The organism is Cupriavidus necator N-1, from assembly GCF_000219215.1.
Classification (GTDB): domain Bacteria; phylum Pseudomonadota; class Gammaproteobacteria; order Burkholderiales; family Burkholderiaceae; genus Cupriavidus; species Cupriavidus necator.
Window position 1 is genome coordinate 258,582 of record NC_015726.1, and the last position, 24,133, is coordinate 282,714.

The following is a 24,133-nucleotide window of genomic DNA, read 5'->3' on the forward strand; positions in this document are numbered from 1 at the left end:
ATGTGTGGCATCGTCGGCGCGGTTTCCACGCGCAATATCGTTCCGGTCCTGATCGAAGGGTTGCGCCGCCTGGAGTATCGCGGTTATGACTCGTGCGGCGTCGCCGTCGTGCGCGACGATGCGGTCGAGCGCGCGCGCACCGTGTCGCGCGTGGCCGACCTGGACGCGCAGACGCAGGCTTCCGGCCTGTCGGGCTTCACCGGCGTGGCGCATACGCGCTGGGCCACGCATGGCAAGCCCGATACCGTCAACGCCCACCCGCACCTGTCGGGCGAGACCATCGCGCTGGTGCACAACGGCATCATCGAGAACTACGAGCCGTTGCGCGAAGAACTGCGCGCGGTCGGCTACGGCTTTGAATCGCAGACCGATAGCGAGGTGGTCGCCCACCTGATCCACCAGGCCTACACCTATCCCAGCAGTGCCACGCGCGGCGACCTGTTCGCCTCGGTGCGCGCGGTGACCAAGCGCCTGCACGGCGCCTACGCCATCGCCGTGTTCGCCAAGGACCAGCCCGGCCGCGTGGTCGGCGCGCGCGCCGGTTCGCCGCTGGTGGTGGCGCTGGGCGAGAACGAGGCCTTCCTGGCCTCCGACGCGCTGGCCGTGGCCGGCACCGCCAACCGCATCATCTACCTGGAAGAGGGCGATGTGGTCGAGATCACGCTGGACGGCGTGACCATCCACGACGTCGACGACCACCCGGTCGAGCGCGAGGCGCGCGTGGTCGAAGCGCACGCCGCATCGGTGGAACTGGGCCCGTACCGCCACTTCATGCAGAAGGAGATCTTCGAGCAGCCGCGCGCGCTGGGCGACACGCTGGAAGGCATTGAAAGCATTTCGCCGGAGCTGTTCGGCAGCGGCGCCGCCGAGGTCTTTGCCGGCATCGACAGCGTGCTGATCCTGGCCTGCGGCACCAGCTACTACTCCGGCTGCACCGCCAAATACTGGCTGGAGAGCATTGCCAGGATCCCGACCCAGGTCGAGGTCGCCAGCGAATACCGCTACCGCGAAACCGTGCCCAACCCGCGCGCGCTGGTGGTGGTGATCTCGCAGTCCGGCGAGACCGCCGACACCATGGCCGCGCTGCGCCATGCGCGCGCGCTTGGCCACGTGCACACGCTGGCGGTCTGCAATGTGGCCACCAGCGCCATGGTGCGCGAGACCGAGCTGCGCTTCCTGACGCGCGCCGGCACCGAGATCGGCGTGGCCTCGACCAAGGCCTTCACCACGCAGCTGGCCGCGCTCTACATGCTGACGCTGGCGCTGGCCAAGGTGCGCGGCCTGCTGACCGAAGACGCCGAGGCCAAGGCCCTGACCAACCTGCGCCACCTGCCCGTCGCGCTGCATGGCGTGCTGGCGCTGGAGCCGCAGATCATCGCCTGGTCGGAAGACTTCGCGCGCCGCGAGAACGCACTGTTCCTCGGCCGCGGCCTGCATTACCCGATCGCGCTGGAAGGCGCGCTCAAGCTCAAGGAAATCTCCTATATCCACGCCGAGGCCTACCCGGCGGGCGAACTGAAGCACGGCCCGCTGGCACTGGTCACCGAAGCCATGCCGGTAGTCACCGTCGCCCCCAACGACGCACTGCTGGAAAAGCTCAAGTCCAACATCCAGGAAGTGCGCGCCCGCGGTGGCCGCCTGTACGTGTTTGCCGACAGCGACACCCAGATCCAGTCGTCCGACGGCATCCAGGTGATCCGCCTGCCCGAGCACTACGGCGATCTCTCGCCGATCCTGCATGTTGTGCCGCTGCAGCTGCTGGCCTACCACACGGCCTGCGCCCGCGGCACCGACGTGGACAAGCCGCGTAACCTGGCGAAGTCGGTAACGGTGGAGTAAGGCACTCCTACCATCGTCAGATGGTTGGTCCTGTCCATTAGAAGTCGCCAAAACCTGCGTTAAATCTGCCCAACCCCCGCCCCGGAACTGCCCGGAAACCAAGACTGGGGCGGAATTGGGCGCTTCTAACGGAATCGCCGGCGCGGCACCTTGCACGCCAAACCGGCCGGGTTGGAGCCCAGATTTTTTGAGATCCGCCCCGCGATAATTCACCTTTGCAGTTTTCCGACTTGCCGTCCTCGCACTGCCTCTCGACCTGAGCCACATACGAACGCAAAGGTAGCCTCCGAAGGCGGGAACCGACTGGTCATTCCCTGACAGCAGCGGCGCTGGCTCTACCAGCATGGAACGAGTTCGGGAATCTTCCAGCCCGGCCGCGGGCGAGCGAGGCTTCAGTTTCGGGGCCGCCAATACGTCGGTTCTGCTTCCTCCGATCGGGGCTTCGCGTCCACGGTCGATACACCCCATGCAGGGCCGGACGGAGAGCGAAGGCCTGCTTTGCCTCCTCCGGGATTTGCTCCTATCGTGAATGTGCGTGTCGCTCTTATTTCAAAAGCCGAACCGGTGTGGATTTCCTGAGCTGACAAGTGTCGTTTGCCGCATTCGCCAGCAGCGGAACCTAGGGTGGCAGGGCAAGCATGCACTGACCTTGTAAGGTCTCGGCGTCTGGGACGACGAACGTGGTGAAGAAGGCGGTCACCGATGTGCCGCCTGGCGTCGGAGAAAGCAAGTGAAGAATGCCCACCATGTGCCGCCCGATAAGCTGGCGCCGCACAGCCAGTCCATCCAGCCTGCATGGGTTCGCATCACGCACTGGCTGAATCTCATCGCTGTGCTCATCATGATGCTTAGCGGCTGGCGCATCTACAACGCATCGCCGCTGTTCGGCTTCCACTTTCCCAATGCAATCACTCTGGGCGGCTGGCTTGCCGGGGGCCTGCAGTGGCATTTTGCGGCGATGTGGCTCCTTGTCGCCAATGGCCTGTTCTATTTGGTGATGAATATCGTCACGGGCCGTTTCCGGCGGCGCTTCTTTCCGCTTTCCGTCCCAGCGGCACTGCGTGACATTGCAGCAGCCATGCGTGGCAAGCTCGCGCACCCCAATCTGGCCGAATACAACGCTGCCCAGAAGCTCTTCTATGTGGGCGTGGTGGTGGTGATTGTGCTGACGGTGCTGTCTGGCCTTGCAATCTGGAAGTCGGTTCAATTTCCCTTGCTACGTGTATTGATGGGAGGCTACGACGCTGCGCGTTGGGTGCACTTCATCGGCATGAGCGCGATTGCGCTATTCCTTGTCATCCATGTGGTGATGGTGTTGCTGGTACCACGCACACTCATCATCATGTTGCGCGGACGCTAGTTCTCGATGCGGAGAATGGTCATGAGCAAAGCTGAGCAAATCGTCAGGCTCGACCGCAAGCTGATATTGCACGATGCAACGCGCGAGCTGAGCATGCCATCTCGCCGACTGTTCGGAAAGCGTGCCATTACGCTTGGTGGCTTGCTACTGCTGACGGGCTGCAGCATTACCGACAAACCGTCGGTTGAGTCCTTTCTAATGGCAGTTTCGCGCTTCAATGACCGCGTGCAGGGCTGGCTGTTCGACCCTAACCGGCTGGCGCCGACCTATCCCGAGTCAAGGCTGACGCGGCCGTTTCCTTTCAATGCCTACTACGGCCTCGCTGATGTACCAGAGGTAGATGCCAACGCGTTTCAACTGGAAGTCGGTGGCTTGGTCTCGCGCAGGACGGCATGGACCCTCGAAGAACTCTACGCGTTACCGCAGACGGCGCAGGTGACTCGCCATATTTGTGTCGAGGGGTGGAGTGCCATCGGCAAGTGGGGCGGTACGCGCTTCTCTGATTTTCTCCAGCGCGTCGGAGCCGATACCACTGCAAAATACGTGGGCTTTCTCTGCGCCGATGACTACTACACAAGCATCGACATGCCCACTGCGCTGCATCCACAGACCTTGCTTACTTTCACCTACGATGGCGAACGCCTGCCGCCGAAGTATGGGTTTCCGATAAAGCTGCGCATGCCCACCAAGCTTGGGTACAAGAACCCGAAGCACATTGTCGCGATTTACGTCACAAACAAGTATCCCGGCGGTTACTGGGAAGACCAGGGATACAACTGGTTTGGGGGCTCCTGACCCCCCGAAACCTGACCGGCAAGTCTGCCGGCCTCTCTTTACCAATCCAATCAAGGGGTACAACATGAACAAGCGCCTGGTTTTGCTGCTTTCCTCCGCGGTGTTGCTTGCCAGCCATGCATGGGCACAGGACGCGATGAAGAAGGACGAGATGGGAAAGGGCGCCATGGGTGCCAGCGGCAGCATGGCGAAAGAGTCCATGGGGAAGGACGATATGGACATGAAAAAAGAAAAAATGAGCAAGAGTCACGCCAAGAAGCCCCACGAAAAGAAGGAGGGCATGAGCAAAGGTACGATGGAAAAGGATTCCATGAGCAAGGACGCCACGAAGCAATAGTAGGTCGTACGCACCATCCCGTGGACTATCAGGCGAAAGGAAGCCTCGACATCCGCCGGCCGACAGCGGTTGAGGTTTCCGGCCAGCAAATTGCTCGTGGAGTTTGATGGGCTCGTGATTCATTGCTGGTTGCAGAACTTACGGATTGTCACGACTTGTGGGTCAACTCGGACGCCGACCGTACCGTTTGTTCCGGTAAGCAAGGCGCATCGCCGAGCTGCTGAATTTTTCCCAGGAGTCCACGTCATGAAGAAGCTGTTCGCTGCACTCGCTTCCGCCGCCCTCGTCGGTACCGTTTTCGCGCAGACTGCTGTGCCAGCTTCCGCGACTCAGCCGCAGGGCGGGGCGTCGAAAGACCAGGCGAAGGTCGTCAAGGAGAAGAGCGCCACGCTGGCAAAGGCCGACAAGAACCACAAGAGTGCCGGCGCGCATGAAGTAAAGGCCCAAGCCAGCACCAATAAGGAGAAGGCTGACGTAAAGGCCGATGCCAGTAAGTCAGCCGCCAAGGGCAGCCACCACAATGCGAGCAAGACGAAGGCCGCCCATACCGAGGCTGGTATGGCGAAGGCTGACGCAAAGAATGATTCCGACACGGCGAAAGCCAAGGCGGATGTGGCGAAGCCTGTGGCGCAGCCCGACGCCGCGAAGGCCGCGGCCAGCGTGGACAAGACGAAGAACCAGTAAGTTGCTCCTATCGGGCGTACCGAGGGGCCGTTGCCAGGGCGAAAGCCGTGGCGATGAAGCCTGAGTGCAGGAGCTTTGCGGAGAGCGCAGGTTAGCCGGAATGCCAGCCTGGTCTCTCCGCGCTTGTCACGTTTGGGGGCTTTCCCATGCCAATTCATGACGTCGGGGCTCGCCGACTGCATGGCGGAGTTCGCGGTCTTCGATGATTCCTTCGCCGTATGCAGGGCACTGCATCGCCCTCTGAGTACGGAGTCAAGTGATGGAGTCGACCCTGATAAATGGGTAGTTGGCCAAGGTGGCCAACGTTGGCGTGGAAATGGTTCGCTATTACCAACGATGCGGAATGCTGTCGATATCCGAACGCGTGCATGGCGCCATTCGTCAGTATTCCGGGGACAGCCTGCAGTGGCATCATTTCATTCGCCGGGCCCAGGCACTTGGGTTCACCCTGGACGAGGTTCGTACGCTGCTGCAACTGAACGACGGCAGCAAATGCGGAACTGCGCGTGCGCTGGCCGAACAAACGCTGCAAGTCGTCGAGGAACGGCTGCGCGATTTGCGGATGCTGCGGACCGAGTTGAGAAGTCTTGTTGGGCAATGCCGCGACAATCGCGATGAGGTCATGTGCCCGCTCATTGCCAACCTGTGTGAGGCCAATTGGCCAAAGTAGTCGCGGCTCAAGCCCTTGTGCGTCGTGCTCCGTGGCGAGGGCCGGCCGTTATGCCACGTACAGCAGGAACGCCCGCGCCATCTCCATATCCAGCCGCCGGTCCGACATTGCAAAGGTGCTGTCGCGGTTGATCAGCGCGTACAGCAGGGTGCCGGCCAGGGCCTGGTGCGCAAAGCGGATGCGCAGTTCCAGTTCCGGCGAGGCGCCCGCCGGGAGCAGCCGCGCCAGGCGTGAAGCCAGGTCGTCCATGTATTGCCGGTTGAGCTGCCGGATCGGATCCTCGCCGCTGGTGACGCGGGCCACCAGCGAGGCACGCAGCACCCCGGCATTGCGGTAGGCCCAGATGCGGCTGTCGCGCGCCAGCGTGCACACGGCGTCTTCCAGCGTCGGCGGGCATGTGTCGAGTTGCGCAAGGCGCTCGGCCATGGCCTTGCGCAGCGTGGTCAGCACCAGGGCCTGCAAAGCCTTGAAATAGCTCTCCTTGCCTTCGAAGCGGCTGTAGAACGCGCCGGTCGTGACGCCGGCGTGCGCGCAGATTTCCTGGATCGAGACCTGTTCCAGCGTGCGCTCGCGCAGCAGCCGGCGGCCGGCTTCCAGCAGCAGCAGCGTGGTGCGCAGGCCACGCGAATAGCGCGGTGCGGCATAGCCGGCGTGGCCTTCCAGCCCGGTCAGCTTGTTTTCCATGACGACCCTTTCTCCCCGCGGGGCGTGGCTTGGGCCCGCCCCGGCATGTCCGTGTTTTTACGGATGTCGTGAACCGTATCCGGCCAACATACTGGCCCGAAAACGTAATCCATATTACGAATTGAGCGGCGCCGTGCCTATCAGGTGCCGCCCGGAGACCGATGTCCGCCCTTAGGGAGACCTCGCATGACCATGTCCTACCAGCCGCGCCGCGCGTGGTTGACCGCAGTGCTGTTGTTCTTCTTCCTGGTGGTCAACGCCATGGACAAGATGGTGGTGGGCCTGCTGGCCGCGCCGATGATGGATGAACTGGGGCTGACGCCGGCGCAGTTCGGCCTGGTCGGCAGCAGCTTCTTCTGGCTGTTCGCGGTGTCCGGCGTGCTGGGCGGCTTTCTTGCCAACCGCACGCCGACCTCGCGGCTGCTGGTCTGCATGGCGCTGGCATGGTCGCTGTGCCAGATCCCGCTGGCGCTGTCGTCCAGCCTGGCGGTGCTGATCATCTCGCGCATCCTGCTGGGCTTCATGGAAGGGCCGGCTGCGCCGGTGGCGATCCACGCCTGCTACAAGTGGTTTCCGGACCGCCGGCGCAACCTGCCCGTGGCGGTGCTGACGCAGGGGGCCGGGATCGGCATCGTGCTGGCGGGCTTTCTGATCCCGGCGGTCGCCGTGCATTGGGGCTGGCGCGCCAACTTCTACGTGCTGGCGGCGCTGGGTGTGCTGTGGGCCGTGGCCTGGCTGACGCTCGGGCGCGAAGGGACGCTCGACGAACACCCGGCGGGGCATGGCGCCCCCCACGCCCCCGCGGCCGCCGGCGCGCCGCAGCGCCTGCCATACCGCGTATTGCTGAGCGATCCCACGGTGCTCGGCTGCTTCGCGCTGCGGCTGGCGGCATACTGGGGCCTGGCGCTGTGCCTGACCTGGATCCCTCCTACCTGCAGAGCGGGCTGGGCTTCGGCCACGCCGTCAGCGGCAAGCTGTTCGCGCTGATCATCGGCACCAACCTGCCGTTGACGCTGGCCATTGCATGGTTCTCTGAGCGGCTGCTGGCGCGCGGCGTGTCGTCGCGGGTTGCGCGCGGGCGGGTCTCGGCCGGCATGCTGCTGCTGGCCGGCGGCTTCTTCCTGTTGCTGCTGTGGCCGGACACCACGCCGGCCATGCGGGTGGGCCTGCTGGTAGTGGCCTGCGTGTGCGCGCCGGCGATCTATTCGCTGGGCCCGGCGATGCTGGCCGAGGTCGTGCCGGCGGGGCAGCGCGGTGCGATCCTCGCCATCGATGCATCGGTGTCGTCGCTGGCCGGCGTGCTGGCGCCGCTGGTCACAGGCGTGCTGGTGCAGAACGTTCCGGGGGCACGCGGTTTCGAGCTGGGCCTGGCCGTGTGCGGCGCGATCATGGTGGCGGCGGCGCTGGCCGGGCTGTACGTGTTGACATCCCCCCCGTCCTCAGCCTTCGGCTGCCGCCTTACGGCGGAAAGGGCGAGGATTCCTACGGCGCTACGTGATGCTCTACGTAGTCACTTCGGTGGGTTCCTGCTTCGTAGAGCGGCTTGACTACGCCGACTCTCCACAGGCTGCAACGCGGTGCCCCCGCGCCAAAATGTTGATCGCGCCGACCACGTCGGCGTGATTCGCATAGCCGCATGCCACACAGGCGAAGCTCGCCTGGCTCTGCCGGTTCTCGGCAGATACATGCCCGCAGCAAGGGCACGTGCGACTGGTGTGCTGTGGCGGCACAGCTATTAGCCAGCCGCCATTCCACGCTAGCTTGTATTCCAGTTGACGCCCGAACTCGTACCAACCCTGATCGAGGATGGCCTTGTTCAGGCCGGACTTGGCCCTGACGTTCTTGCCCGGTTGCCCGCTTGAACCGGCCGCTGACTTGGACATGTTCCGTACCTTCAGGTCCTCGATACACACCATCGCTTGATTTTCGCTGATCGTGGTCGTGGCTTTGTGCAGGTAGTCGAGGCGGGCGTTACCGATGCGTGCGTGGATACGCTGGATTCGGGCCTTGGACTTCTTCCAGTTGTTGCTGAATTTCGTCTTGCGGCTCATCGCCCGCTGCGCACGGCGCAGTCTGGCTTCGTGCTTCCTAAAGCTGTTGAGCGGCGCGAGGAAAGTGCCATCGCTCATGGTGGCAAAGCGAGCGATGCCCATGTCGATGCCGATGGCGCTGGTGGCTTTCGGCACAGGTCGCTCGACCTTCCGCTCAGTCTGGATCGAAACAAACCACTTGCCGCCCGACAGGCTGACGCAGGCATTGCGTACCTCACCGAGTACGTCGCGGCTGTTCCTGTATCGCAGCCAGCCCAGCTTGGGCAAAAAGATACGCGAGTTGGTCTGATCAAGCTTGATTTGCTTCTGGTCGGGATAGCGGAAACTGTCGCCCAGACCCTTCTTCTTGAAACGCGGGAAGTCGGCCCGTTTTGCGAAGAAATTTGTGTAGGCCCGCTCCAAGTCCTTGAGCGTCTGTTGAAGAGGATGGACTGGTGCATCGGCCAGCCATGCTGTTTCCGTGCTGTTGCGCCACTCCGTGAGTTGCTTACACAGACCGGCATAGCTGAGCTTCTTTTCGCCTTGATCGTAACGCTGTTTCTGCAACGCCAGCGCCTTGTTATAGACGAACCGGCACGATCCGGCATAACGGCGCATGTTGCGCTGCTGCTCGCCGTTCGGCATCAATTCGTATTTGAATGCTTGAAGACGCTGCATGGCCCAATCATACTCTTGGCCTACGAGCGACGACAATGACATTCGGCAGAGGACCTGCGCGACATATTTACCGGCGTTTGCGCAGATTTCGAAGCTGAACTGGTGGAGTTCGATGGGGAGGACGATCACGTTCACCTTCTTGTGAACTACCCGCCAAAGGTCGCGGTGTCCGCACTGGTAAACAGCTTGAAAGGGGTATCCAGCCGTATGATCCGAAAGAAGAACTACCCGAGCATCAGCAAGAAGCTATGGGGCGGTGCACTGTGGTCGCCGTCTTACTTCGCAGGGAGCTGCGGCGGTGCGCCCATCGAGATCATCCGCCAATACATTGAGCAACAACAGACGCCGCATTAGCCGCCGAAAGGACGCCGACGGCGTCCGCGCTATCCTTCCCCGGCCTAAAGGCCTGAGCTTTACCCACATCCTATGGACCTGAACTGAAGATGCGGAACATTTCGGTAATCTCGTGGAGGACGAAGAAGCCTCGCCAGATAACCGTGGCGCCGGGCGGAGGATCACTGCGGCGATTCAGGTAGCCACCCAGCGTGGCGATCCACAGTACTGCCTGATTCAGCGATGGCACTTTGTCCGGTGGCCGGGTGGTTCGGTGTACGCGGCAATACAGAGCCTGCCATTCGATGGGCTGAAGGACTACCTCGCAGGGCAAGTCGCCATCAAGGCGAGCCAGTAGAGTCGTGTACAGAATGCGCCAGGCGATTACGGCAAACAGGGAGGTGGCCCGCACGAAGCGTTCCAGTGTACCGAATTGGCGGGCCTCGATACGGCAGCCACTCTTGAGCACACGGTGCCAGGTCTCGATGGTCCAGCGCCGCGCATACCACTGAAGCCGCTCAAGAGCCTGCTCAGGCGAGTGCGTGGGCACCGAACTGAGTAGCATCCATTCGAGCGGCTCGATACCGGCGGGCGGTTCGTCCTCGATGACATGCACAGCGAAGACATTCTGCTCGGGCAAGCCAGCCCGCGTCTGAGGTGGTTGCAGGCGAACGGGCGCGTATCGCAGCGTCAGGCGGGCCGTGCGTAGGGTGCGTGCACCTCTGGCCGGAATCAGCAACTCGGTGTAACCTGCCGCAGGGGTGTCCAATACCGCTTGCCAGAGATAGCGCTGGGGATGGCGGGCACAGCGATTCCATGCTGCGCGCACCAGCCAGTCCACTCCGTCTGGTCGCTCGGCAGCAAACAGTTCATACACATCGCTTTCGCGATCTCCGATCCCTACCAGTTGGGTCTGTGCACAGCGCGACTTCAGCGCAGACAGATGGGCAAGACCCTCGATCCACTTAGCGCTTTCTTTCTCGTGGACGGGTCGGGACTTGCGCTGCGCCGCACTACCTTTGGTTGCTTCAGCGCGTGTCCACGTCTTCATGCCCAGCACCCCAAGCGGCAGCCCCTCTGGACTGACTGCCAGCAGGCTGTGCATCAGGAAACCACGCTCATTGCCACCGGTACAGCGACCTAAGCCCTCTGTGGCGTGCAGGTGCGTCAGATTGAATTCGGTCGTATCCTGTATTGCCAGCACCACTGGCAACTGTTCCATGCGGTGCAACGTCTGTGCAATATGCGGCGCCAGCACGACGTTGGTATCGACCTGATCGTTATCGAAGAAGCGGTAGGCCGCCTTCAGTTCAGCTGGTGACAGGGCCTGGGGGAGCGAAGTGTGTGGACTGATGGCCAGCTGCCGGGCCAGCGCGACCAGTCGCTGCGACAGGCGAGCATCGCCGAGACTCGCCTCTGCGAATTCTTCGCTAGCCCAGTCTGCCGTGTCGTCTCTGATCGCCAATCCGCTGCAACAACATAAATAGGATGGGCGAAAGTTAACACCGCTCAATCCAGTTTACAACCGGATTTGTGGGTAATCCTCAGGCCTAAAGGCCGAGGCTTGCCGCGCACCTGGTCAACCCCGAGCGCTCGCGCCGCCGGCTGGCCGCGCACCTGCCGTCGCGTGTCGAAGCGGGGCAGCCCGCGGTGGCTGCTGGCTGAATCCCGAACGCCCGGGCGATGACCCGGGCCTACGGCCCGGCACCGCCGCTGGCTTGCGCCACCGCTTCGTGCACCAGCGCCGCGAATGCGCGCATGGCCGGCGACGGTGAGCGCCCGGCCAGCGACACGATCCCATACTGCGCCCTCAGCTCGGTTGGCGGGTGCATCGGCAGGGCCACGGCCATGCCTTGCGCGCAGGCGTCGGCCATCATCGCCACGGGCACCAGCGCCACGGCATCGACGGCCAGCAGCAGCGAGCGCAGCGCGTGCATGTCGTTGCAGGTGACGGTCATCAGCCCGGGCGCGTCCTCGGAGACCGGGCCGCTGCCACCGCGGGCTTCATGCAGTGCCTGCCGGAAGAAGCGCAGGACATGCGCCGGCAGCCGGGTCCCGGCCACCGGATAGGCGCGCAGCTCAGCCAGGGTGACTTCGCGCTGCCGCGCCAGCGGATGCCCGCTGCGCACGAAGAATGCCGTTTCCAGCGCCGGCAGCCGGTCAATCTGCAGGTGTCCCTGTTCCGCCAGGCTGCGGCTTTCGCCGACAAAGACATCGAGGCGTTCCGCTTCGAGCGAACGCCGCATGGCCGGCGTGTCGGCGGTCTCCAGGTCGATGCGCAGATGCGGGTAGCGCCGCACCAGCGCCTCGAGCACGGGATCGAGCAGGAACGATGCCGCAAACGGCCCGAAGCCCGCACGGATCGTGCCGATCTCTACTTCCTCCAGCAGTTGCAGGTCGCGCCGCAACTCGCGCTGTTCGCGCAGCATGCGGCGCGCGCGTTCGAGCGCCAGCATGCCGGCGGCGGTTGGCCGCACCTTGCCGTAGCTGCGGTCGATCAGCGGCCCCAGGTCCGCTTCCAGCGCCTGGATGCTGCGCGTCAGCGCCGGCTGCGACAGGTGCAGGGCGCTGGCGGCACGGGCAAAACTGCCTTGCTCGACCAGCGTGACGAAGTGATGCAGCTGCCTTAGCCCCACGTCAGCTCCAGTAAATTAACCAATTCTGCATCAAAAACTGAAAAATATTGCATTGGACGTAATTTCTCAAGCCCGCTAACGTTGTCCTCCAAAACCATAAAGACGACCTGGAGACGACATGAACCGACGCGCATGGCTCGCGCTGGCCGCTGGCGGGCTGATTGGCGGGTTTTCGCTCAGCCTGGCCCTGCCCGCCGCGGCACAGACCTATCCCGCCAAACCGATCCGCATCGTGGTGCCTTATGTGGCCGGCGGCGGCACCGACACCATCGCCCGTGCCATGGGCGAAAAGCTCAGCAAGCGCCTGGGCCAGCCCGTGGTGGTGGACAACAAGGCGGGCGCCTCGGGCATCATCGGCACCGACGCCGTGGCCAAGGCCGCGCCGGATGGCTACACGCTGTTGATGACCCTGACGCAGTCGGTGCTGACCAACCAGTTCCTGTACCAGAAACTGCCCTACGACCCGCGCAAGGACCTGACCATGATCAGCGTGCTGGCCGATGCGCAGCTGGTGCTGGTGGCCCATCCGTCGGTGCCGGCACGCACCGTGCGTGAACTGGGCGAATACGCGCGCAGCCGGCCAGGCAAGCTCAGCTATGCCTCGTGGGGCGTGGGTTCGCTGTCGCACCTGAGCGGCGCCTACTACAGCAAGCTGGTGCACGGCCAGGCCACGCACGTGCCCTACAAGGGCGAGGCGCCGATGATGCAGGACCTGCTGGGCGGGCAGGTGCAGTTCGGTTTTGCCAGCATCCTGACCGCCAAGCCCTATATCCAGAGTGGCAAGCTCAAGGCGCTGGCGGTGACCGGCACGCAGCGCAGCAGCGCATTGCCTGACATGCCTACCTTCGCTGAGTCCGGCATGCAGGACAGCGCCTTCAAGACCGTCGGCTGGATCGGCCTGGTGGCGCCGGTGGGCGTGCCCGCGCCGATTCTCGCCAGGCTTGAAGGCGAAGTGCGCGCCATCCTGCAGGCGCCCGACATGCAGGAGCGACTGGTCGCGCTGGGGCTGCGCACGGTGGGCAGCTCGCCGGCCGAGGCGCAGGCGCTGTATGCGCGCGACTGGCCGGTGCTGAAGACGCTGGTGGCGGATTCGGGCGCGAAGCTCGACTGATTTACACGACTGGTTTCCGATGGCGGGCGGTGCGGCAATTGCCGTGTGCGCCCGCTTTTCTATTTGCACAATGCCGCGCGATGCGCTTTTGGAAATCGAATGGAAACCATTGGTATTCGCATCTGCAATGGCGCGTGAAAACCCGGCGAAAATGCTGCAGCAAGGCCGAATTTGCTTGATGTCCGCTCTTGCCGGACTACCATGAAATGCGCGGCGGGATTATCACTGCGGGGTTTTCGTGATTACGAAAATGAGAGTGGGTCCATCGGTTTTGAGGGGTCGTTGGGGGCAGTCATGAAAAGCGACAAAAAGGTGATCCAGTTGCTCAATGGCCAGCTCCGCCATGAGTTGACCGCGATCAACCAGTATTTCCTGCATGCCCGCATGTACCGGCATTGGGGGCTCGGTGCGCTGGGCAAGCACGAGTACGAGGAATCGATCGAGGAAATGAAGCACGCGGACAAGCTGATCGAGCGCATCCTGTTGCTCGATGGCCTGCCCAACCTGCAGGACCTGGACAAGCTGCTGCTCGGCGAGAACACCGAGGAGATGCTCGGCTGCGACCTGAAGCTCGAACAGGTGTCGCAGGCCAGCTGCAAGGAAGCGATCAAGTTTTTCGAATCGGTCGGCGATTATGTCTCGCGCGAGATCGTGGTCGATATCCTGGCCGACACCGAGGAACATATCGACTGGCTCGAGGCGCAGCTGGAGCTGGTGAACAAGGTCGGGCTGCAGAACTACATCCAGTCCGCGATGGGCTAGGGTCCGGTACCGTCTCCTGCAAAGATTTCCATTTCCCGCTACACTGCGGCCCGCAGCACGTAGCGTCGCACAGACGCGGCGTCAGCGGCGGGGTGGCAGAGTGGTGATGCAACGGCCTGCAAAGCCGTACACGACGGTTCGATTCCGTATCCCCGCCTCCAGTTTTTTCTTTGCCCGGCACATGTTGCCGGGCAGTCTTGCGCGCGCCCGCGCAATTTCCCCGATTTTCATGCGCCTGTCACAGTGACCCGCCATGCACGGCAGCCATGCCGTGGCGCGCGTAATGCCCGCGATGGCTCGGGCCATTTCGGCCTCGCTGTTCCGTTACTTCCCCAATAGAACAATGCCACCGAATCAGGTAATGTTGCCTGATAGGCCACATGGCCTGCGTGCAACCCGTGCCGCCGGATGGCGGCACAACCATGTCCGGGCTTCCATGGTGTCCCCGTCGCGAGGTGATGTGAAAAAGAGAGGCTCCAGATGATCAAAGACTTGCGGATCCGGGCGGCCGTGCCCTCGGACGCGCCAGCCGTGGGCAGCGTGCTGGAACGCTGCGGCCTGCCCGTGGACGATGTGGCCCGCTTGCTCGAGCACTTCCACGTTGCCATCCTTGGCGCGCAGATCATTGGCTGCGCTGCCGGCGAGCGTTTCGGCGAGACCGTGGTGATCCGCAGTGTTGCCGTATTGCCGGAACACCGCGACCAGGGTGTGGCCACGCATGTGGTGCGCGCCGCGCTGATGCGCGCGCGCGCCAATGGCGCGCGGCGCGCGGTGCTGCTGGCCTCAAGCTGCCCGAGCTATTTCGCGCGCTACGGTTTTACGCTGGTGCCGGCCGCGAAGCTGCCGGCCGAGGTCATGTCATCGAGCGAATTCCACCGCCATACCGATACACCGCCGCTATGCATGTGGTGCGAGCTGGACTGAACCCGCAAGCACCGATGGCACGCCTCAGTGCGCGCCGTCGCAGCGGCTGATCTCCACCGTTACGTGCACCAGTTCCTCATGCACGGATAGTGCCTCGCGCACGCGCTGCGGGGTCAGCACCGGATCGTGCGTGACCAGGCAGGCGATGCAGGCAAACTGCTGCCGGCCCACGCGCCACACATGCAGGTCGGTCACGCGGGTGCGCTCCTCGCCGTTGGCGTAGGCAGGGTCCAGGCCCGCCAGCATCTCGCGCACTTCTTCCACCACCGGGTGGTCCATCTCGCGGTCCAGCAGCACGGTGCCGCTCTGGCGCAGCAGGCCGACGGCCCACCTGCCGACCAGCGCGGCGCCCACCAGGCCCATCACCGGATCCAGCCACGCCCAGCCCAGCCACCAGCCGCCGGCCAGCGCGACAAGCGCCAGCACCGAGGTCGCGGCGTCGGCCAGCACATGCATGTAGGCGGCGCGCAGGTTGATGTCGTGGTGGTGGCCGTGGCCGTGATCATGGTCATGGCCGTGGTGATGGTGGCCATGGTCGTGCCCGTGGTCGTGCCCGTGCGCATGGCCGCCAAGGATCAGCGCGCAGCCCAGGTTGACCAGCAGGCCGAGCGCGGTCACGGCCATGGCCTCGCGGTAGTGGATGGCCTGCGGGCTGAACAGCCGCTCGACCGAGCCGGCCGCCATCAGCGCCGCGATGCCTAGCAGGAACACCGCGCTGGCAAAGCCGGCCAGCACTTCGATTTTCCACGTGCCGAAGGCAAAGCGCCGGTCGCCGGCGTAGCGGCGCGCGGCGGCATAAGCGACGGCCGACAGGCCGATGGCCAGGGCGTGCGAGCTCATGTGCCAGCCATCGGCCAGCAGCGCCATCGAGTTGAACCAAAGGCCGGCGGCGATCTCCACCACCATGGTGGCGGCGGTGATTGCCATCACCAGGCGCGTGCCGCGTTCGGCGGCGCGGTTGCCGGCGTCGAAGGCGTGGCTGTGGGTCCAGGCGGACAAGTCGTGGCTATGCATGGTCGGGTTCTGCTGAGCGCTTGAGAGGTGAAATCCTCACCCTGCGTGGGGTAATGCAGTCACAAGGGTAGCAGAGCCCCGGCGCTTCGGCGGCCGCGTCCCTGACGGTTGCAGGGACAGCTGGCGCGTATTTTGTGTGCTCCCCGCGATACAAATAGCCCTTGATTGTCCGCGGGAATTCCATGCGAGCCTTACATACATTCATGAACGGATGTATGATCCAGCGAAGAATTCACACTGCCTTAACGATTTTGTTGTCCATTCCGAGATGAGTTATCGATTTATCGCTATCTGCCTGACCGCCTGGCTGGGCCTCTGCGCCACCGCGGGCTGGTTTGTCGAGCGCCTCTGGAGCTGACCCCTGCGTCCTGCGCGGATGCTAGGCCGCGCGCGGCGCCTGTGCCAGCCGGTCGAAGAATTGCCACAGCTGTGGCGCATCGCCGGTGGCCACGTTGAAGCGGATCCACGGCGAATCGGTCTCGTCCGGCTCGAAATACGACCCTGGCGCCAGCCAGATGCCATGCTCCAGCGCCAGCGTGGCCAGCCGGTTGCCGTGCAGCGGCTCGCCACGGCGGCTGGCCTGCAGCCGCGCCTGTGCCGCCTCGTTCAGGCGCGCCCAGGCGAACATCCCGCCCTCCGGGCGCAGCAGCACCTCCAGCCCGTGGGTTTCCATCTTTTCCGTGACGCGATCCTGCTGCGCGCGCAGCCGCTCGGCCAGCGCCGCCACGTGGCGGCCGTAGTGGCCGCTGGTCAGCACCGAGTAGACCAGCCGCTCGGTGACTTCCGATGAGGTCAGGCCGACCGCCATCTTGGTGCGCGCGAAGGCCTTGGCCAGGTCGGGGCTGGCGGCCAGATAGCCGACCCGCAGCGACGGCGTGATGGTCTTGGAAAAGCCATTGATATAGACCACCTGCGACAGCCCGTCCATGGCCGCCAGCATCGGCGAGCCGGCCGGCGCCAGCTCGCGGTAGATATCGTCCTCCACCACCAGCAGCCGGTGCTGCTCGGCCAGCTGCAGCACGCGGAAGGCGTTCATACTGCTCAGGCTGGCGCCGGTCGGGTTCTGCAGCACGGTATTGATAAAGAGCGCGCGCGGGGCGTGGGCGCGGATGGCATCGTCCAGCGCATCGGTATCGAGCCCCGCCGCCGAGCGCGGCACGCCCACCACGCGCAGCCCCGCCAGCCGCAGGATCTGCAAGAGGTTGCAGTAGCAGGGCGATTCCACCAGCACCGTATCGCCGGCACGCAGCAGCGTGCGCACCACCAGGTCCAGCGCCTGCGTGGCGCCCTGCGTCAGTACCACCTGCTGCGCCTGCAGCGGGATGCCGTACTGGCCCAGGCCTGCGGCGATATGCTCGCGCAGCGGCGCAAAGCCGTAGGGATGGCCGTAGCCCGACAGCTGCGCCGCCGGCACGCGCGCCGAGGCGCGCATGGCCTGGTGCAGCCCTTCCTCGTTGAGCCAGTCGCCGGGCAGCCAGCCAGCGCCAGCCTTGATCGGCACCGAGTGGTCGGCGAACACATCCGACAGCAGCCACGCCGCGTTCAGACCCGGCGCCTCCCAGTGCGGCGCGCGCGCGCGCCCGGCGGGGGCATGGCGGTGCGCCACGGTATAGCCCGAGCCCGGGCGCGCTGCCAGGTAGCCCAGCGCGGTCAGCCGGCCGTAGGCCTCGGCCACGGTGAAGGTGCTGACGTGGTGGTGCTGCGCAAAGCGGCGCACCGAGGGCAGGGCGGTGCCGGCGCGCAGCGCGCGCTGCTCAACCAGTGCGGCGATGCCGGCAACGATCTGCTCGGTCAGGGTGTCGCCGTCGCGGCGGCTGCGGGTCAGGTTCAGGGTCAGCATCAGGCACTCAGGCAGGCGTGAACCTGTACAGTTTAGCGGCTGGAGGCAGGCCAGGCTGCGGTGGCTTTCCGCAAAGCGAAATTTGCCGCAGTGCAGCGTGGGATGTCACCCAGCAGTCCAGGGCGGGTCGTGGCACGGGGGCGGGCTGGCGGCACCCCGATGGCGCTTGCCTGTACGGTTTGGCATGTTCAAACTGCACGGTAAGGCAGCCTTGTCCGGACTGTATATTTTGTCGGCCAGGCGCCGCCGGTAGAGTGGCCCTCATTGCCGACGCGCTGACCGCCAGCGTGCTACCCGCCAATCCGACCCGATTCCCCCTAGGAGGACGTATGGACGCCGCCAAGACCGTGATTCCCGATCTCGATGCCCTGTGGATGCCCTTCACCGCTAACCGCCAGTACAAGGCGGCGCCGCGCCTGCTGGCGTCGGCCAGCGGCATGTACTACACCACCCACGACGGCCGCCAGATCATGGACGGTTGTGCCGGCCTGTGGTGCGTGGCCGCCGGCCACTGCCGCAAGGAAATCTCCGAGGCCGTAGCGCGCCAGGCCGCCACGCTGGACTATGCGCCGCCGTTCCAGATGGGCCATCCGCTGTCGTTCGAGGCCGCCACCAAGGTGGCCTCGATCATGCCGCAGGGCCTGGATCGCATCTTCTTCACCAACTCGGGCTCGGAGTCGGTCGACACCGCGCTGAAGATCGCGCTGGCCTACCACCGTGCACGCGGCGAAGGCCAGCGCACGCGTTTTATCGGCCGCGAGCGCGGCTACCACGGCGTGGGCTTCGGCGGCATGGCGGTGGGCGGCATTGGCCCCAACCGCAGGGCGTTCTCGGCCAACCTGATGCCGGGCACCGACCACCTGCCGGCCACGCTGAATATCGCCGAGGCAGCCTTCTCCAAGGGCCAGCCGCAATGGGGCGCGCACCTGGCCGATGAGCTGGAGCGCATCCTGGCGCTGCACGACCCGTCCAACGTTGCCGCCGTGATCGTCGAGCCGCTGGCCGGCTCCGCCGGCGTGCTGGTGCCGCCGGTCGGCTACCTGGAAAAGCTGCGTGAAATCACCAGCAAGCACGGCATCCTGCTGATCTTCGACGAGGTCATCACCGCCTTCGGCCGCCTGGGCGCCGCCACCGCGGCGGAGCGCTTCAAGGTCACGCCGGACCTGATCACCATGGCCAAGGCGATCAACAACGCCGCGGTGCCGATGGGCGCCGTCGCCGTGCGCCGCGAAGTGCATGACACCGTGGTCAATTCGGCCGCGCCGGGCGCGATCGAGCTGCTGCATGGCTACACCTACTCCGGCCACCCGCTGGCCGCGGCTGCCGCCATCGCCACCCTCGACCTGTACCAGCGCGAAAACCTGTTCGGCCGCGCCGCCGAACTGGCGCCGGTGTTCGAAGCCGCGGTGCACGGCGTACGCAGCGCGCCGCACGTGAAGGACATCCGCAACTACGGCCTGGTCGCCGGCATCGAGCTGGAGCCGCGTCCCGGCCAGCCCGGCGCGCGCGCGTATGAGGCCTTCCTGAAGTGCCTGGAGCTCGGCGTGCTGGTGCGCTACACCGGCGACATCCTGGCGTTCTCGCCGCCGCTGATCATCTCTGAAGCCCAGATCGGCGAACTGTTCGATACGGTGAAGAAGGCACTGCAGGACATCAAGTAAGCGGCGCGCGCCGCATCGCATTGCCGCCGGACCTGCGGGTCCGGCCTCCCTGACTGCACGCCGGGGCGCGCGCTGACTTGCGTGCCGCGGCAATCGAAGGAAATCCCAAGTGAGCATCGCAGAAAACCGGCAACTTGCCGAGATCCACCATTTCATCGGCGGCGCCGTGCGCCGCGCCGGCGGCCAGCGCCATGCGGACGTATTCAACCCCGCCACCGGCGAGGTCGCAGCGCGCGTGGCGCTAGGGACCACGCAGGACGTGGCCGATGCCGTCGCCGCCGCCCAGGCCGCGTTCCCCGCCTGGGCCGACACGCCGCCGCTGCGCCGCGCGCGCATCCTGTTCAAGTTCAAGGAACTGCTCGACCAGCACCACGATGACCTGGCCGCGCTGATCACGCGCGAGCATGGCAAGGTGTTCTCGGATGCGAAGGGCGAAGTCACGCGCGGCATCGAGGTGGTGGAATTCGCCTGCGGCATCCCCAACCTGCTCAAGACCGATTTCACCGACAACATCGGCGGCGGCATCGACAACTGGAACCTGCGCCAGCCGCTGGGCGTGGTGGCCGGCATCACGCCGTTCAACTTCCCGGTGATGGTGCCGATGTGGATGTTCCCGGTGGCAATCGCCTGCGGCAATACCTTCGTGTTGAAGCCGTCGGAGCGCGATCCGTCGCCGAGCCTGCTGATTGCCGATCTGCTGCGCCAGGCGGGATTGCCCGATGGCGTGTTCAATGTCGTGCAGGGCGACAAGGAAGCCGTGGACGCGCTGCTCGCGCATCCAGACGTCCAGGCGCTGTCGTTCGTCGGCTCGACGCCGATCGCCGAGTACATCTATACGGAAGGGACCAAGCACGGCAAGCGCGTGCAGGCCTTGGGCGGCGCCAAGAACCACCTGGTGGTGATGCCGGATGCCGATCTCGACCAGGCGGTCGATGCGCTGATCGGTGCCGCGTATGGTTCTGCCGGCGAACGCTGCATGGCGATCTCGGTCGCCGTAGCGGTGGGCGATGTCGCCGACAAGCTGGTGCCGCGCCTCGCGGAACGCGCGCGCACGCTGAAGATCCGCAACGGCATGGAGTCCGATGCCGAGATGGGCCCGCTGGTGACCGGTGCGCACAAGGCCAAGGTCGAAGGCTATATTGCCAAGGGTGTGCAAGAGGGCGCGACGCTGGTCACCGATGGCCGCGGTCACAAGGTCGATGGCCATGAGAACGGCTTCTATGTCGGCGGCACGCTGTTCGACAACGTCAAGCCCGACATGACGATCTACAAGGAAGAGATCTTCGGCCCGGTGCTGTCGGTAGTGCGTGTGCATGACTTTGCCGAAGCGGTGTCGCTGATCAATGCGCACGAGTACGGCAACGGCGTGTCGTGCTACACCAGCGACGGCGGCATTGCGCGTGCGTTTGCGCGGCAGATCCAGGTGGGCATGGTCGGCATCAATGTGCCGATCCCGGTGCCGATGGCCTGGCACTCGTTTGGCGGGTGGAAGCGCTCGCTGTTCGGTGACCACCATGCCTATGGCGAAGAGGGCGTGCGCTTCTATACGCGCTACAAGAGCGTGATGCAGCGTTGGCCGGATTCGATCGCCAAGGGCGCTGAGTTCACCATGCCGGTGGCTAAGTAGTTTGTTGTGCCTATTGGCGGGGACCGGTTGGCGGTCCCCGCTCCGTTCAGGGCGGCCCGCTTGTTCAAGGAGGCAGGGGATGAACGTCAGACGTATCGTCGCCAATATCTCGGCCGCGGAGCCTTCGCTTGCGCGCGCCTTCTACCAGGACGTCCTTGGTCTCGACCTGCTGATGGATCACGGGTGGATCCAGACTTATGGCCGCGACACTGCCATGTCCGTTCAGGTCAGCGTGGCGTCGGAGGGTGGCAGCGGTACACCCGTGCCGGACCTGTCCATAGAGGTTGACGATGTCAATGAAGCGCATCGCCGCATGGTGGCCGCGGGCTTTGCCATCGAATACGGCCCTGCCGACGAGCCGTGGGGCGTGCGCCGTTTCTATGTGCGCGATCCGTTCGGGCGACTGGTGAATATCCTCAGGCACGCCTGAGCGCGGCTATTCCGCGCTGCACGTGCTGGCCTGCCGGTAGGCGCTCGGCGTGCCGGCTTCTCCCTTGTTCCAGCAGGCGCGGAAGGCCTGCACGCTGGCGAAGCCGCTCTTCAACGCGATCGCTTCCACCGGCAGCGTCGATGCGGCCAGCAGCTTGCGCGCGCGTGCCATGCGCAGGTTGACATCCTTCCCGTCCTCAGCCTTCGGCTGCCGCCTTACGGCGGAAAGGACGAGGATTCCTACGGCGCTACGTGATGCTCTACGTAGTCACTTCGGTGGGTTCCTGCTTCGTAGAGCGGCTTGACTACGCCGACTCTCCACAGGCTGCAACGCGGTGCCCCCGCGCCAAAATGTTGATCGCGCCGACCACGTCGGCGTGATTCGCATAGCCGCATGCCACACAGGCGAAGCTCGCCTGGCTCTGCCGGTTCTCGACAGATACATGCCCGCAGCAAGGGCACGTGCGACTGGTGTGCTGTGGCGGCACAGCTATTAGCCAGCCGCCATTCCACGCTAGCTTGTATTCCAGTTGACGCCCGAACTCGTACCAACCCTGATCGAGGATGGCCTTGTTCAGGCCGGACTTGGCCCTGACGTTCTTGCCCGGTTGCCCGCTTGAACCGGCCGCTGACTTGGACATGTTCCGTACCTTCAGGTCCTCGATACACACCATCGCTTGATTTTCGCTGATCGTGGTCGTGGCTTTGTGCAGGTAGTCGAGGCGGGCGTTACCGATGCGTGCGTGGATACGCTGGATTCGGGCCTTGGACTTCTTCCAGTTGTTGCTGAATTTCGTCTTGCGGCTCATCGCCCGCTGCGCACGGCGCAGTCTGGCTTCGTGCTTCCTAAAGCTGTTGAGCGGCGCGAGGAAAGTGCCATCGCTCATGGTGGCAAAGCGAGCGATGCCCATGTCGATGCCGATGGCGCTGGTGGCTTTCGGCACAGGTCGCTCGACCTTCCGCTCAGTCTGGATCGAAACAAACCACTTGCCGCCCGACAGGCTGACGCAGGCATTGCGTACCTCACCGAGTACGTCGCGGCTGTTCCTGTATCGCAGCCAGCCCAGCTTGGGCAAAAAGATACGCGAGTTGGTCTGATCAAGCTTGATTTGCTTCTGGTCGGGATAGCGGAAACTGTCGCCCAGACCCTTCTTCTTGAAACGCGGGAAGTCGGCCCGTTTTGCGAAGAAATTTGTGTAGGCCCGCTCCAAGTCCTTGAGCGTCTGTTGAAGAGGATGGACTGGTGCATCGGCCAGCCATGCTGTTTCCGTGCTGTTGCGCCACTCCGTGAGTTGCTTACACAGACCGGCATAGCTGAGCTTCTTTTCGCCTTGATCGTAACGCTGTTTCTGCAACGCCAGCGCCTTGTTATAGACGAACCGGCACGATCCGGCATAACGGCGCATGTTGCGCTGCTGCTCGCCGTTCGGCATCAATTCGTATTTGAATGCTTGAAGACGCTGCATGGCCCAATCATACTCTTGGCCTACGAGCGACGACAATGACATTCGGCAGAGGACCTGCGCGACATATTTACCGGCGTTTGCGCAGATTTCGAAGCTGAACTGGTGGAGTTCGATGGGGAGGACGATCACGTTCACCTTCTTGTGAACTACCCGCCAAAGGTCGCGGTGTCCGCACTGGTAAACAGCTTGAAAGGGGTATCCAGCCGTATGATCCGAAAGAAGAACTACCCGAGCATCAGCAAGAAGCTATGGGGCGGTGCACTGTGGTCGCCGTCTTACTTCGCAGGGAGCTGCGGCGGTGCGCCCATCGAGATCATCCGCCAATACATTGAGCAACAACAGACGCCGCATTAGCCGCCGAAAGGACGCCGACGGCGTCCGCGCTATCCTTCCCCGGCCTAAAGGCCGAGGCTTGCCGCGCACCTGGTCAGCTGGTATTGCTTCGGCGTGAGGCCGGTTTCCTCATGGAACAGGCGCGACAGGTGCCTGACGCTGACCGCGAAACGCTGCGCAAAGCGCGGGTCAGCGACGTTGGCTTCCAGGTCGCGCGCGATCGCATCCTGCACTGCATGCACCAGCGGATTGCCGTGCGAGCGTGCGCTGAACTGCGGTTCAAGCTGCGGATCGGCGCCGAAGCGCCGGAACGGCACGACGTTGTCGCGCGCCACCGCAATCGCGGCCTCGTCGCCGCAGGCGTTGGCCACCAGCCGCAGCGCCAGGTCGATGCCGGAGGCCACGCCGGCCGAGGTCCAGACATTGCCGTCGCGGACGAACACTCGGTTGTCGATCACCGAGGCATCCGGATGGCGCGCGCGCAGGCGCTTGATATGTGCATGGTGTGTCGTGCACAGGCGCCCGTCGAGCAGGCCCGCTGCGCCGAGCAGAAAGGCGCCGGTGCAGACTGCGGCCACCTGCACGCCGCCATTCCTGCCCTCACCAAAGCTATCCCTCAACCATGCCGCGCTATCGTGCCACGCAGGCGATGTCGTCAGTGTGTCCAGAAGTTTGCTGCCAACGGCAATGACCACGTCGCCGGCTTCGAGCCGGGCGGGCAGGCGTTCAACCCGGCCAAGCGCCGGACCCTGGAAGGACGTGACGCTGGAATGCGGGCCGACGCAGCGCACAGTGAGTGGCGCAAGGCCAAGTTCTGCCACACTCGACAGGATCTGTAGCGGCCCGCCGAGGTCGAGCATGTGGACATTGGGCAGCACCAGGAAATAGGCGGTAGTCATCACCAGTGTGGAGATCGCGAG

The 24,133-nt window shown here is 64.3% G+C and carries 23 protein-coding genes, 1 tRNA gene and 2 pseudogenes; 17 read left to right on the forward strand and 9 right to left on the reverse strand.

Annotated elements, in window-relative coordinates:
• From glmS to CNE_RS01325, 6 genes are all read left to right on the forward strand, one after another.
• On the forward strand, positions 1–1,839 hold the full coding sequence (gene glmS / locus CNE_RS01300; RefSeq protein ID WP_013955350.1) for a glutamine--fructose-6-phosphate transaminase (isomerizing): 1,839 nt from the start codon (positions 1–3) through the stop codon (positions 1,837–1,839).
• 730 nt (positions 1,840–2,569) lie between these two features.
• Positions 2,570–3,199 (forward strand): cytochrome b/b6 domain-containing protein, encoded by a 630-nt coding sequence (locus CNE_RS01305; RefSeq protein ID WP_013955351.1) that lies wholly within the window; start codon positions 2,570–2,572, stop codon positions 3,197–3,199.
• Between the two features lie 21 nt (positions 3,200–3,220).
• Positions 3,221–3,994 (forward strand): molybdopterin-dependent oxidoreductase, encoded by a 774-nt coding sequence (locus tag CNE_RS01310; protein ID WP_013955352.1) that lies wholly within the window; start codon positions 3,221–3,223, stop codon positions 3,992–3,994.
• A gap of 64 nt (positions 3,995–4,058) precedes the next feature.
• The gene (locus CNE_RS01315; protein ID WP_041227697.1) at positions 4,059–4,331 is read left to right on the forward strand and encodes a pentapeptide MXKDX repeat protein; all 273 of its coding nucleotides are present in this window, start codon (positions 4,059–4,061) and stop codon (positions 4,329–4,331) included.
• Between the two features lie 246 nt (positions 4,332–4,577).
• On the forward strand, positions 4,578–5,015 hold the full coding sequence (locus tag CNE_RS01320; RefSeq protein ID WP_013955354.1) for a prolipoprotein diacylglyceryl transferase: 438 nt from the start codon (positions 4,578–4,580) through the stop codon (positions 5,013–5,015).
• 295 nt (positions 5,016–5,310) lie between these two features.
• The gene (locus tag CNE_RS01325) at positions 5,311–5,685 is read left to right on the forward strand and encodes a MerR family DNA-binding protein (RefSeq protein WP_238553074.1); all 375 of its coding nucleotides are present in this window, start codon (positions 5,311–5,313) and stop codon (positions 5,683–5,685) included.
• Between the two features lie 48 nt (positions 5,686–5,733).
• Here the strand turns inward: CNE_RS01325 and CNE_RS01330 are convergent, their stop codons facing one another.
• Complete coding sequence (locus tag CNE_RS01330) at positions 5,734–6,369, reverse strand: TetR/AcrR family transcriptional regulator (RefSeq protein WP_013955356.1); 636 nt, start codon at positions 6,367–6,369, stop codon at positions 5,734–5,736.
• A gap of 186 nt (positions 6,370–6,555) precedes the next feature.
• On the opposite strand from CNE_RS01330, the gene CNE_RS41960 reads away from it, so the two are divergent.
• Positions 6,556–7,356 (forward strand): MFS transporter, encoded by an 801-nt coding sequence (locus CNE_RS41960; RefSeq protein WP_049800539.1) that lies wholly within the window; start codon positions 6,556–6,558, stop codon positions 7,354–7,356.
• Entirely contained in the window at positions 7,278–7,916 is a 639-nt protein-coding gene (locus CNE_RS41965) for an MFS transporter (RefSeq protein WP_049800540.1), read from the forward strand. The genes CNE_RS41960 and CNE_RS41965 overlap by 79 nt, the downstream gene beginning before the upstream one ends.
• Here the strand turns inward: CNE_RS41965 and CNE_RS01340 are convergent, their stop codons facing one another.
• Positions 7,917–9,077 (reverse strand): RNA-guided endonuclease InsQ/TnpB family protein, encoded by a 1,161-nt coding sequence (locus CNE_RS01340; RefSeq protein ID WP_049800573.1) that lies wholly within the window; start codon positions 9,075–9,077, stop codon positions 7,917–7,919.
• A 54-nt stretch (positions 9,078–9,131) separates the two neighbouring features.
• Here CNE_RS01340 and tnpA (CNE_RS01345) point away from each other — a divergent pair.
• A pseudogene (gene tnpA / locus CNE_RS01345) lies at positions 9,132–9,431 on the forward strand (IS200/IS605 family transposase); the annotation flags it as partial.
• A gap of 70 nt (positions 9,432–9,501) precedes the next feature.
• On the opposite strand, the gene CNE_RS01350 reads toward tnpA (CNE_RS01345), so the two are convergent.
• Both CNE_RS01350 and CNE_RS01355 read right to left on the reverse strand, forming a co-directional pair.
• Entirely contained in the window at positions 9,502–10,875 is a 1,374-nt protein-coding gene (locus tag CNE_RS01350; RefSeq protein ID WP_041227699.1) for an IS4 family transposase, read from the reverse strand.
• A gap of 229 nt (positions 10,876–11,104) precedes the next feature.
• On the reverse strand, positions 11,105–12,046 hold the full coding sequence (locus tag CNE_RS01355) for a LysR family transcriptional regulator (protein ID WP_013955360.1): 942 nt from the start codon (positions 12,044–12,046) through the stop codon (positions 11,105–11,107).
• A 118-nt stretch (positions 12,047–12,164) separates the two neighbouring features.
• On the opposite strand from CNE_RS01355, the gene CNE_RS01360 reads away from it, so the two are divergent.
• The 4 genes from CNE_RS01360 (at position 12,165) to CNE_RS01375 (ending at position 14,843) form a co-directional block, all read left to right on the forward strand.
• The gene (locus CNE_RS01360; protein WP_013955361.1) at positions 12,165–13,157 is read left to right on the forward strand and encodes a Bug family tripartite tricarboxylate transporter substrate binding protein; all 993 of its coding nucleotides are present in this window, start codon (positions 12,165–12,167) and stop codon (positions 13,155–13,157) included.
• Positions 13,158–13,451: 294 nt separating this feature from the next.
• Positions 13,452–13,919 carry a bacterioferritin gene (gene bfr / locus CNE_RS01365; RefSeq protein ID WP_013955362.1) on the forward strand — a complete coding sequence of 156 codons (468 nt, stop codon included), beginning with the start codon at positions 13,452–13,454 and terminating at the stop codon, positions 13,917–13,919.
• Between the two features lie 86 nt (positions 13,920–14,005).
• Positions 14,006–14,080 (forward strand) — tRNA-Cys (locus CNE_RS01370).
• Positions 14,081–14,399: 319 nt separating this feature from the next.
• Positions 14,400–14,843: a GNAT family N-acetyltransferase gene (locus CNE_RS01375; RefSeq protein ID WP_013955363.1), complete on the forward strand. Its 444-nt coding sequence runs from the start codon at positions 14,400–14,402 to the stop codon at positions 14,841–14,843.
• Between the two features lie 24 nt (positions 14,844–14,867).
• Here the strand turns inward: CNE_RS01375 and dmeF are convergent, their stop codons facing one another.
• A complete protein-coding gene (gene dmeF, locus CNE_RS01380; protein ID WP_013955364.1) occupies positions 14,868–15,857 on the reverse strand; it encodes a CDF family Co(II)/Ni(II) efflux transporter DmeF in 990 nt (329 codons plus the stop codon).
• Between the two features lie 379 nt (positions 15,858–16,236).
• On the reverse strand, positions 16,237–17,697 hold the full coding sequence (locus tag CNE_RS01385) for an aminotransferase-like domain-containing protein (RefSeq protein ID WP_013955365.1): 1,461 nt from the start codon (positions 17,695–17,697) through the stop codon (positions 16,237–16,239).
• A 329-nt stretch (positions 17,698–18,026) separates the two neighbouring features.
• Between CNE_RS01385 and CNE_RS01390 the strand changes: the two genes are divergently transcribed.
• The 3 genes from CNE_RS01390 to CNE_RS01400 all read left to right on the forward strand — a co-directional run bounded on the left by CNE_RS01390 (position 18,027) and on the right by CNE_RS01400 (position 21,415).
• On the forward strand, positions 18,027–19,358 hold the full coding sequence (locus CNE_RS01390; protein WP_013955366.1) for an aspartate aminotransferase family protein: 1,332 nt from the start codon (positions 18,027–18,029) through the stop codon (positions 19,356–19,358).
• 109 nt (positions 19,359–19,467) lie between these two features.
• Positions 19,468–20,985, forward strand: a complete 1,518-nt coding sequence (locus CNE_RS01395) for a CoA-acylating methylmalonate-semialdehyde dehydrogenase (RefSeq protein ID WP_013955367.1) — start codon at positions 19,468–19,470, stop codon at positions 20,983–20,985.
• 79 nt (positions 20,986–21,064) lie between these two features.
• Positions 21,065–21,415: a VOC family protein gene (locus CNE_RS01400; protein ID WP_013955368.1), complete on the forward strand. Its 351-nt coding sequence runs from the start codon at positions 21,065–21,067 to the stop codon at positions 21,413–21,415.
• Between the two features lie 6 nt (positions 21,416–21,421).
• Here CNE_RS01400 and CNE_RS39030 read toward each other — a convergent pair whose 3' ends face one another.
• Both CNE_RS39030 and CNE_RS01405 read right to left on the reverse strand, forming a co-directional pair.
• Positions 21,422–21,586, reverse strand: coding sequence for a helix-turn-helix domain-containing protein (locus CNE_RS39030; protein WP_013955369.1), 165 nt, complete (start codon positions 21,584–21,586; stop codon positions 21,422–21,424).
• A gap of 133 nt (positions 21,587–21,719) precedes the next feature.
• A complete protein-coding gene (locus CNE_RS01405) occupies positions 21,720–22,880 on the reverse strand; it encodes an RNA-guided endonuclease InsQ/TnpB family protein (protein ID WP_049800588.1) in 1,161 nt (386 codons plus the stop codon).
• A gap of 54 nt (positions 22,881–22,934) precedes the next feature.
• Here CNE_RS01405 and tnpA (CNE_RS01410) point away from each other — a divergent pair.
• Positions 22,935–23,234: pseudogene (gene tnpA, locus CNE_RS01410) on the forward strand (IS200/IS605 family transposase); the annotation flags it as partial.
• Positions 23,235–23,278: 44 nt separating this feature from the next.
• Here tnpA (CNE_RS01410) and CNE_RS01415 read toward each other — a convergent pair.
• Entirely contained in the window at positions 23,279–24,112 is an 834-nt protein-coding gene (locus tag CNE_RS01415) for a GlxA family transcriptional regulator (protein ID WP_013955371.1), read from the reverse strand.
• Positions 24,113–24,133: the final 21 nt, after the last annotated feature.